1 protein-coding gene and 1 pseudogene are annotated in these 2,398 nt (G+C 69.0%); one reads left to right on the top strand and one right to left on the bottom strand.

The annotated features are described in order from the left end of the window. The coding region (locus LQV45_RS26030) for a chromosome segregation SMC family protein (protein WP_230009553.1) at positions 1-1,553 on the bottom strand (1,553 nt) is incomplete at its 3' end. Positions 1,554-1,815: 262 nt separating this feature from the next. Between LQV45_RS26030 and LQV45_RS26025 the strand changes: the two are divergent. Further along, a pseudogene (locus LQV45_RS26025) lies at positions 1,816-2,398 on the top strand (3-oxoacyl-ACP synthase III); the annotation flags it as partial.

Here is a 2,398-nt window from a genome sequence, read left to right as displayed (position 1 = left end):
CCCAGGCCCCCGTCGGCCAGGTCCCCGGCTGCCGCGCCGAGCACATGCCCGGAGCCGTCTTTGCGGTTCAGGCCCAGCTGGAGGGCATCGCGGCGGGCCATGAGGGCGCCGCGTTCCCGCTCGCTTTCGCGCTCGGCCGCCTTCAGGGCGTCAATTTCGGCGATGATGGTTTCGAGGGCCTCGCTCGCGGCCTCGTAATCGGCGTCGAGCGATTCCTCGCCGTCCTCGACCCCTGCGACCTGCGCTTCCAGGGCCGTGAACTCGCTGTGCGCCTGGCGGCGGCGCTCCTCGCCCGCCTTTTGCGATTCGCGGAGGCGGCCGAGCTCGGACTGGGCAGACTCGACGCGGGACCGTGCCGCGCCGACCTGCCCGGCGAGCTTGGCCAGGCCTTCACGCCGGTCCGCGGCGGCGCGGAGCAGGGCCGCGAGCCGCTTGTCCTCGGCGGCGGCGGCCTGTTCGGCGTCGGGTTTGGCGGCTGTCGCGGCGTCCAGGGCCTCGGTGCGGTCCAGGATCTGCCGTTCCAGCCCGGCCTGCTCGTCGCGGACGCGGGCGGCCTGCTGCTCCAGCTGGTCCGGGTCCCGGCCGGTGTCCGGAACCACATCCGCGGCGCCGAGCAGGCGGCGGCGTTCCTCGGCGAGCGAACCGAGGGAACGGAGCCGTTCGCGCCCGGTGGAGAGCGAATACCAGTTCTCCCGCGCGGCGTTCAGCGCGGGCGTGGCCTCGGCTGCAAGCCCTTCGAGGACGGCCTGGCGCTGCCGCCCGGCCTCGAGGTCGCGTTCGACGACGGCGCGGCGTGCCTTGAGCGCCGATTCATCCGCCACGTCCTGCGCCAGCGCGGACTGCAGCGCAACGAGGTCGTCGGCCAGGAGCCGTGAGCGGGCGTCACGGACCTCGAACTGGACGCTCTGGGCGCGCCGGGCCACCTCGGCCTGTTTGCCCAGCGGGGTCAGCTGCCGCCGGAGTTCGCCGGTGAGGTCGCTGAGCCGGGACAAGTTGGCCTGCATGGCTTCGAGTTTGCGGACCGTCTTTTCCTTGCGGCGGCGGTGTTTGAGGATGCCGGCGGCCTCCTCAATGAAGCCGCGCCGGTCCTCGGGGGTGGCGTGCAGGACCTTGTCCAGCTGGCCCTGGCCGACAATCACGTGCATCTCGCGGCCCAGGCCCGAGTCAGAGAGCAGCTCCTGGATATCGAGCAGCCGGCATCCCGCGCCGTTGATGGCGTATTCCGAGCCGCCGGTCCGGAACAGCGTGCGCGAGATCGTGACCTCGCTGTATTCGATCGGGAGGGCGCCGTCGCTGTTGTCGATGGTCAGCGAGACGTGCGCCCTCCCCAGGGGCGGCCGGCCCGAGGTGCCGGCGAAGATCACGTCTTCCATCTTGCCGCCGCGGAGGGTCTTGGCTCCCTGTTCGCCCATGACCCACGCCAGCGCGTCCACCACGTTGGATTTGCCCGAGCCGTTGGGGCCCACCACGGCGGTGACGCCCGGTTCGAATTCAAAGGTCGTCGCCGAGGCGAACGACTTGAATCCCCGGACGGTCAAACTTTTCAGGTGCAAGGCGCTTCGGTTCTCCTGGTCGGCGGACTGGTCCGCTGTCCGACGAAAGCATGATTCGGACGGACACGGGGGTTCCGGGGCGGCCCCGGATACTTACAATCTACTGCGCATCTGCGGCCATTCCGCGCAGAACCAGCGCGAAGCCGCCGCAGATGGCTGAGGCCGCATATGCGGGAATTGACCTGCACGGGGCATAGTTAAGCTCTCGGGCTTGTGAGCGGCCACCGCCGGAGCGCAGGACGGACATGAAGAGGGGCTTGAATTGGTAGGCAATGCAACATTCCGGCACAGCAACACCGCTCTACTTTCGGTAAGCAGCGTCGAAGCTCCGACGATCATCAGTTCCATGGATTTCGACCGCAGGCTGGCTTCGACCCTGCGGCGGCTGAGGGTCCCCCCGAAGCTGCTCGAACGGGTCGCAGGCATCACACACCGGCGCTGGTGGGCCCCCGGGACATCGTTCGACGACGCAGCCATCGAGGCGGGCGCAAAGGCCCTGGCCGAGTCCGGCATCGAAGCGTCCGAGATTGGCCTGCTGATCAACACCTCCGTGACGCGGCGCAACCTCGAACCGTCCGTCGCGGTGAAGATCCACCACGGACTGCGCCTGCCTTCGTCGGCCATGAACTTTGATCTGGCCAACGCCTGCCTTGGATTCGTCAACGGCATGACCCTGGCGGCCAACATGATCGACTCCGGCCAGATCAAGTACGCGATGATCGTCAACGGTGAAGACGCCCAGCCAACGCAGGAGGCCACCCTGGCCCGGCTGCAGCGGCCCGAGACGACCCGCGAGGACTTCAACCGCGAGTTCGCCACACTGACGCCCGGCTCCGGAGCCGCTG

This window comes from Microbacterium sp. Bi128 (genome assembly GCF_918698205.1).
Note: the sequence above shows the minus strand (reverse complement) of the source record. Positions and strands in the feature narration are given on the sequence as shown.